Here is a 6,925-nt window from a genome sequence, read left to right as displayed (position 1 = left end):
CGGACTTGCGGCAACCGTTGCCCTTTCGCTTTTGATGCTGATGAAGGGGGCGATGGGGCTGATGCCAGCACTGGATCCGATCGGTATGATCGCGACGATGATGGGAGTGTCGACGGCCATTGCCTGGGGCATTCACGTCATGATCGGCACCGTCCTCTGGGGCGGCGGTTTCGCAGTCCTTGAGCCGCACCTGCCCGGTGGGGAGATGTGGCTTAAAGGTGTCGTTTTCGCCATCGGTGCCTGGCTCATCATGATGCTGGCGATGATGCCGATGGCGGGTGCCGGTCTCTTCGGCATGACGTTGGGCATGATGGCCCCGGTCATGACACTGGTGATGCACATCGTCTTCGGTGCCGTGCTTGGCGGTGTATACGGCATGTTGCTACGCCGCGGGTCCGTGACATCGACCCTGTAAGGCATGGTGCCCCGCGCTTCACGTTCCGTTGAGGACGGTTGTCGTGGCCACGCCCGAACCCCACCTTTCTCGAAGCGAGCGGCTTCGCGTCGGCAGGAGGGTCGTCCACGAGCCGATATGGCGGCGCGAGAGCGCGGTGACACGCCACTTCCCCGTCAATCGTTTGACATCCCACGCGTCCTTAAACGGTGCCTCGGCTAAACACGAAGCGCCGAGGGTCGAAATTTTGCAAATTGAAGGAGATCACTATGACAAAGAAGCTCAAATCCGGCGAACGCCTGCCCGAGATCAGCGTCGCGCGCCTCGGCGGCGGCGACATGACCCTCGGCAAACCGGTGGACGATCACGACTGGCAGATGGTGGTGGTCTATCGCGGCAAGCACTGCCCGATCTGCAAGACCTATCTCGCGGAACTCGAACGCACCGCGCCCGAATTCGCGAAGGCAGGGGTCGGGATTGTGGCCGTTTCCAGCGATCCCGAGGATCGCGCACGGAGTTTCACTGACGAGATCGGCGTGACCTGCCCGGTGGGCTACGGCCTGACGGTGGAACAGATGCAGACGCTCGGACTTTATGTTTCCGAGCCGCGCTCCGAGAAGGAGACGGACCTTCCCTTTGCCGAACCGGGGATATTCGTGATCAATGCCGACGGGCTGCTTCAGGTCATCGACATCTCGAACGCGCCATTCGCCCGTCCGGATCTCGAAGGCCTCGCCAAGGGCCTGAAATTCATCCGCGACAACGACTATCCGATCCGCGGCCGCCTCGCGGCCTGAGGATTGCCGGACAGGTCTCTGACCGGCGGCGGATCTCATTGGACAAGCCCGTCATCCTGCACGCGGCGCGGATGACGGGGTCATTCTTTTCAGCGTCAAGAAGGACAATCACCATGAAACTTGACGGCAAGGTCTGCGTCATCACTGGCGGTGCGAGCGGTATCGGTCTGGAAATAGCCAAGACCTTTGCGGCGGCGGGCGGCAAGGTGGCGATCGCCGATATCGACCTCGATGCGGCGAAAAAGGCCGCAAGCGCGCTCGGCGACGGGCATATGGGGATCGATATGGATGTGACTGACCCTGACGCGGTGGCGCGCGGCATCGCGTCGGTCATCGACACCTATGGGCAAGTGGATATTCTGCTCTCGAACGCCGGGATCCAGATGGTCAAGCGGGTCGAGGAGTTCAGCTATGACGAATGGCGCAAGGTGGTGTCGATCCATCTCGACGGCGCGTTCCTGACCTCGAAGGCGGTGCTTCCGGGCATGTACGAACGCGGCTCGGGCACGATCCTCTACATGGGCTCTGTGCATTCGCAGGAAGCCTCGGCGCTCAAGGCGCCTTATGTGTCAGCCAAGCACGCGCTGATGGGGCTCGCGCGCACCATCGCCAAGGAAGGCGGGCCAAGGGGCGTGCGCACGAACGTCATCTGCCCCGGTTTCGTCAAGACGCCGCTTGTCGAAAAGCAGATCCCCGAGCAGGCGAAGGATCTTGGGATCTCGGAAGATGAAGTCGTGAACGACGTGATGCTGGGCGAGACGGTGGACAAGGAATTTACCACCGTCGAGGACGTGGCGCATACCGCGCTGTTTCTGGCGACATTCCCCAGCAATGCGCTGACCGGGCAAAGCATCGTGGTCAGCCACGGCTGGCGGATGGACTGATGGGCATGCGCGAGGTTGATGTCGCCATCATCGGCGCAGGCACGGCGGGCATGGGGGCCTATCGCGCGGCGCGCCAGCATACCGACCGGATCGTCCTCATCGAGGGCGGGCCCTATGGCACCACCTGTGCGCGGGTGGGCTGCATGCCGTCAAAGCTGCTGATCGCGGCGGCCGAGGCGGCCGAAGATGTGCGCTCGGCCGAGGGTTTCGGGGTGCGCGCCGGCCCGGCCTGCATCGACGGTGCGGCGGTGATGGACCGGGTGCGAAGCGAACGCGACCGTTTTGTCGGCTTCGTGGTCGAGGCGGTGGAGGGGTTCGATCCCGGCCACCGCATCAAGGCCAACGCCCGGTTCACCGGACCGCATACCCTTGCCCTGGACACGGGCGAGAGGATCGAGGCGGGACGTATCGTCGTCGCCACCGGCGCGGTTCCGGACCGACCCGCCATGTTCGACGCAGTAGGGGACCGTCTGATCGTCAACGACGACGTGTTTCACTGGGCCGACCTACCCGATGCCGTGGCGGTGTTCGGTGCCGGGCCAATCGGACTGGAACTGGCGCAGGCTCTGGCGTGGCTCGGCGTGCGGGTGCGGCTCTTTGGCAAGGACGGCGGTGTCGGCGGCATCAGCGATCCGGACGTGCGCGCCCGGGCAGCCGAGGTGATGGCAGACGGTCTGCCGTTCCTGCCGGACGCCGACGTGCAGGACATCGGCCGCGACGGTGACGCCGTTGTCGTGCGTTTCGCCGATGATGGCACCATGCGCGAGGAACGGTTCGACTGGCTGCTGGCCGCCACCGGACGCAAGCCAGCGCTGGACGGGCTGGACCTTGCTGCGTCCGGGCTTGCTCTGGACGCGCGCGGCAGCCCGCGCATCGACCCGCAGACGATGCAGGCCGGCGACAGCCATATCTTCTTTGCAGGCGATGTCGCGGCCCGCATCCCGCTGTTGCACGAGGCCGCCGACGACGGACGCATCGCAGGCGACAACGCCGGACGCTGGCCCGCGGTGGTGCCGCATCCCCGGCGCACGCCGCTGGCCATCGTGTTCACCGATCCCAACATCGCCAGTGTAGGCAAATCGTTTTCGGACCTGACCGAGGCGGGATGCCATTTTGCTGTCGGCGCGGTGGATTTCGCCGATCAGGGCCGCGCCCGCGTGCTGCGTCAGAACCGCGGCCTGCTGCGCATCTACGGCGAACGCGGCACCGGTCGCTTGCTCGGCGCCGAGATGATCGCGCCGCGGGGCGAGCATCTGGCGCATCTTCTGGCCTGGGCGGTGCAGACCGGCATGGACGCCGAAACGGCACTGGAGATGCCCTTCTATCACCCGGTCATCGAGGAAGGTCTGCGCACGGCCTTGCGCGATCTGTGCGTGAACCTTGGGCGGCACTCCAAACCGCCGCCGCGGGACATCGATTGCGGCCCCGGTGCGTGAACGCCAACCCCAACCGAAAGACCTCCCATGAACAAAAATGAAATCGTCTCGCTCGCCGGCATGCCGCCGGGCAACCCGAGCTATCCGCACGGCCCCTACCGCTTTGTCGACCGGCAATATTTCAACATCGTCTACGAGAGCGACCCGGCGGCGATCCGCGCCATAGTGCCGGAACCGCTGGAACCCGACGGCTCGAACACCGTGGTCTACGAATGGATCGACATGCCCGACAGCTCCGGTTTCGGCGCCTATCAAGAATCGGGGATCGTCATCCCCTGCCTGCTGGACGGCAAGCCGGTCAACTACACCGCGATGATGTTTCTCGACATCGAGCCCCCGATCACCGCCGGTCGCGAGATCTGGGGCTTTCCCAAGCGCTGGGGCGAGCCGTCGCTGCGGGTGGAAAAGGACACGCTGACCGGGACGCTCAATTATGCCGGGCAGCGGGTGGCCATGGGCACCATGGTCTACAAGCACGAGACCGCCTGTGATGATCCCGCCGAATGCGCCAGGAAACTGGCCAAGACCGCGGTCAATCTCAAGCTCATTCCCTGCGTTACCGGCAAGCCCCGCATAGCCGAGCTTGTCGCCTTCGAGATGACCGAGATCACCGTCAAGGGGTTCTGGCGCGGGCGCGCCCGGCTGCATCTGGTGCCGCATGTCAACGCGCCGGTGGCGGACCTGCCGGTGCGCCGCATCGTCGAGGGCCAGCACATCATCGCCGACCTGGCGCTGCCCTACGGGCGCGTCGTACACGACTATCTGGCCTGAGTGCCGCGCGATCAGCGCATCCCCAACCGAAGAAGGGCCGTTCACATGGCACCCAAGACCAAGCTTGTTAATCTGGCCCTGCAGGGCGGCGGTGCGCACGGCGCCTTCACCTGGGGGGTGCTGGACCGCATCCTCGAAGACGGGCGATTGCGCATCGCCGGTGTGTCCGGCACCTCGGCGGGGGCGATGAACGCCGTGGCGCTGGCCGAAGGCTTCAACCGCGACGGTCCCGAAGGCGGCCGTGCCGCGCTCGACCATTTCTGGCGCGCCATGAGTGATGGCGCGAAGAACAGTCCCTTGAAGCGCACCTTCTACGACAAGCTGACCGGCAATTGGGGGTTGGAGAACAATCCGATCTATCACGCCATGGACGCCCTCTCGCGGATTGCCTCGCCCTATCAGCTCAACCCGATGAACAGTAATCCGCTGCGTGATCTGGTGGAGGAGAGCATCGATTTCGACAGGGTGCGCAATTGCACTGCCTTCAAGCTCTACATCTCGGCCACCAATGTGGAAACCGGCAAGATCAAGGTCTTCCCGCGCGAGGATCTGACCGTCGACATGGTGATGGCCTCGGCCTGCCTGCCGAACCTCTATCAGGCGGTCGAGATCGACGGCGTGCCCTACTGGGATGGCGGCTACATGGGCAATCCGTCGCTGTTCCCCTTTCACGGCGAGACCGGCACCGATGATATCGTGGTCATTCAGGTCAACCCGATCGAGCGCAAGGGCGCGCCGAAAACGCCGATGGATATCCAGAACCGGATGAACGAGATCAGTTTCAACGGCAGCCTGCTGAAGGAATTGCGCGCGATCGACTTCGTTGACCGGCTGATCCGCGAGGGCAAGCTCTCGGCCGAGGATTACCGGCAGATGCGGGTGCATGTGATCGAGAACCAGGCCGAATTGAAACCCCTTGGCGCCTCGTCGAAGATGAATGTGGAATGGGATTTCCTGACCATGCTGCGCGACATGGGCCGCGAGACGGCGACCCGCTGGCTTGATGACAACTTCTCCGACATCGGCACACGCGCGACCGTCGATCTGCGTGCGATGTTCGAGGGGATCGGCGGCCAGCACCAGGGATGAAGCGCGACAGCGCGAAACCGGCGTGCCCCTTCCAACCTTAAAGAGGAGACCGACATGACAACCGAATACACCCACAAGTATCTGCAGGTCGAAGGCCACAGGATTGCCTATCTCGACGAGGGCACCGGCCCGCCGGTTCTGTTGATCCACGGGATCCCGACATCAAGCCTGCTGTGGCGCAACATTATCCCGGTGCTCGCCCGGACGCACCGGGTGATCGCGCCCGACATGCTCAACTACGGCCAATCGGACAAGCCCGAGCACGCTGACGTGTCGATCGCCGCGCAGGCCCGGCTGATGGTCGGCGTGCTGGACGCGCTCGGGCTAGCCCGGACCGATGTGGTGTCGCACGACATCGGTGGCGGCGTGGCGCAGATCATCGCCGTTCGCTACCCCGAGCGGGTGAAAAAGCTGGTTCTCAGTAGCGCGGTCTGCTTCGACTCGTGGCCGATCCCCGAATTCCTGCCATTGCAAGAGCCTGGCGCCGAGGCAGCGATGAGCCTTCCTGACTTCCTCGACATGCTGCGCGGGTTCCTGCCGCAGGGCGTTCACCGGCCCGAGGCGCTAACATCAGAGGTCATGGAGATCATCATGGCTCCCTGGGCAAGCGAGACAGGCAAGCAGGCTCTGTTTCGAAATTTCCGGCGCCTCAACCCGGAATACACAAAAGCCATCGGGGGCGAACTGACGCAACTGGAGCACGAAACACTGATCCTGTGGGGTCGGCATGATGCCTTCCAAAAGCCGGCCTATGCCAAGCGCCTACAAGAGACCATCCCGAACGCCAAGCTGACCTGGATCGACGCCGCGCACTGGATCATGGAGGAAAAGCCCGACGCGGTTGGCACCGTCATTGCCGATTTCCTGAACGCACAGACCGCGTGATGGTCAAGGTCTCCGCCATACTCGCGAATGCCCGTTCTCGGAGGTCTCGGGCTGATCTGATGCCTCGTCAGCATCCGCCCGGACATTATCTTTTTGCTGACCATGTGGAACAAATTAGGCAGTTCGTGTATTGTTTGGTTAGCGTGAGCGGCAGTCGAAAAGTACACGCCTGCACAAATGACACGCATCAAGCCAGCGCTTGCAAAACACGGAAAGTCAGGCAATGACGCTACGCAATTTTCGCCGCGACTACCTTACGAAGCCGATCCACCGCTGGGCCCTTGGTGCCCTGCCTTCACTCTCCGAAACGGAGGCAGAGGCGCTGAATGCGGGCGAGGTCTGGTGGGAGGCGGAGCTGTTTTCCGGCAATCCCGACTGGCGCGCATTGCAACATGTCGCTGCCCCGCGCCTGACCGACGAGGAGCAAGCCTTTATCGACGGACCGTGCCAGAAACTGTGCCAGATGGTCGACGACTGGACGGTAAACCGCCTGACCGCTGATCTGCCTAAGGACGCCTGGCAAATGATGCGAAACGACGGCTTCTTTGGCATGATTATCCCGAAGAAATATGGTGGCCTCGGCTTTTCGGCACTGGCCCATTCCGAAGTGGTGCGCCTGATCTCGTCACGCTCGCTGGTGGCTGCGGTGACGGTGATGGTGCCGAACTC

General features: G+C 63.4%; 8 protein-coding genes. All 8 read left to right on the top strand.

The genetic code is table 11. From position 1 onward, the window contains the following. The coding region (locus tag ABIE57_RS20085) for a DUF6789 family protein (protein WP_354540814.1) at positions 1–415 on the top strand (415 nt) is incomplete at its 5' end. 248 nt (positions 416–663) lie between these two features. After that, positions 664–1,191 (top strand): peroxiredoxin-like family protein, encoded by a 528-nt coding sequence (locus ABIE57_RS20080; RefSeq protein WP_354540813.1) that lies wholly within the window; start codon positions 664–666, stop codon positions 1,189–1,191. A gap of 113 nt (positions 1,192–1,304) precedes the next feature. Further along, positions 1,305–2,075, top strand: a complete 771-nt coding sequence (locus ABIE57_RS20075) for a 3-hydroxybutyrate dehydrogenase (protein ID WP_354540812.1) — start codon at positions 1,305–1,307, stop codon at positions 2,073–2,075. 5 nt (positions 2,076–2,080) lie between these two features. Next, the gene (locus ABIE57_RS20070) at positions 2,081–3,511 is read left to right on the top strand and encodes a dihydrolipoyl dehydrogenase (RefSeq protein WP_354540811.1); all 1,431 of its coding nucleotides are present in this window, start codon (positions 2,081–2,083) and stop codon (positions 3,509–3,511) included. Between the two features lie 27 nt (positions 3,512–3,538). After that, entirely contained in the window at positions 3,539–4,282 is a 744-nt protein-coding gene (locus tag ABIE57_RS20065) for an acetoacetate decarboxylase (protein WP_354540810.1), read from the top strand. 45 nt (positions 4,283–4,327) lie between these two features. After that, positions 4,328–5,371: a patatin-like phospholipase family protein gene (locus ABIE57_RS20060; protein WP_354540809.1), complete on the top strand. Its 1,044-nt coding sequence runs from the start codon at positions 4,328–4,330 to the stop codon at positions 5,369–5,371. 54 nt (positions 5,372–5,425) lie between these two features. Further along, positions 5,426–6,256, top strand: a complete 831-nt coding sequence (locus ABIE57_RS20055) for an alpha/beta fold hydrolase (protein WP_354540808.1) — start codon at positions 5,426–5,428, stop codon at positions 6,254–6,256. Positions 6,257–6,479: 223 nt separating this feature from the next. Beyond that, a partial coding sequence (locus ABIE57_RS20050) for an acyl-CoA dehydrogenase family protein (RefSeq protein ID WP_354540807.1) occupies positions 6,480–6,925 on the top strand: 446 nt, incomplete at its 3' end.

This window comes from Roseovarius sp. MBR-6 (assembly GCF_040547525.1).
Taxonomy (GTDB): Bacteria; Pseudomonadota; Alphaproteobacteria; order Rhodobacterales; family Rhodobacteraceae; genus Roseovarius.
Note: the sequence above shows the minus strand (reverse complement) of the source record. Positions and strands in the feature narration are given on the sequence as shown.

Bases quoted from the DNA above. Each gene is read 5' to 3' on its own strand.
- ABIE57_RS20080 (WP_354540813.1), top strand. From the start codon at position 664: ATGACAAAGAAGCTCAAATCCGGCGAACGCCTGCCCGAGATCAGCGTC.
- ABIE57_RS20075 (WP_354540812.1), top strand. From the start codon at position 1,305: ATGAAACTTGACGGCAAGGTCTGCGTCATCACTGGCGGTGCGAGCGGT.
- ABIE57_RS20070 (WP_354540811.1), top strand. From the start codon at position 2,081: ATGCGCGAGGTTGATGTCGCCATCATCGGCGCAGGCACGGCGGGCATG.
- ABIE57_RS20065 (WP_354540810.1), top strand. From the start codon at position 3,539: ATGAACAAAAATGAAATCGTCTCGCTCGCCGGCATGCCGCCGGGCAAC.
- ABIE57_RS20060 (WP_354540809.1), top strand. From the start codon at position 4,328: ATGGCACCCAAGACCAAGCTTGTTAATCTGGCCCTGCAGGGCGGCGGT.
- ABIE57_RS20055 (WP_354540808.1), top strand. From the start codon at position 5,426: ATGACAACCGAATACACCCACAAGTATCTGCAGGTCGAAGGCCACAGG.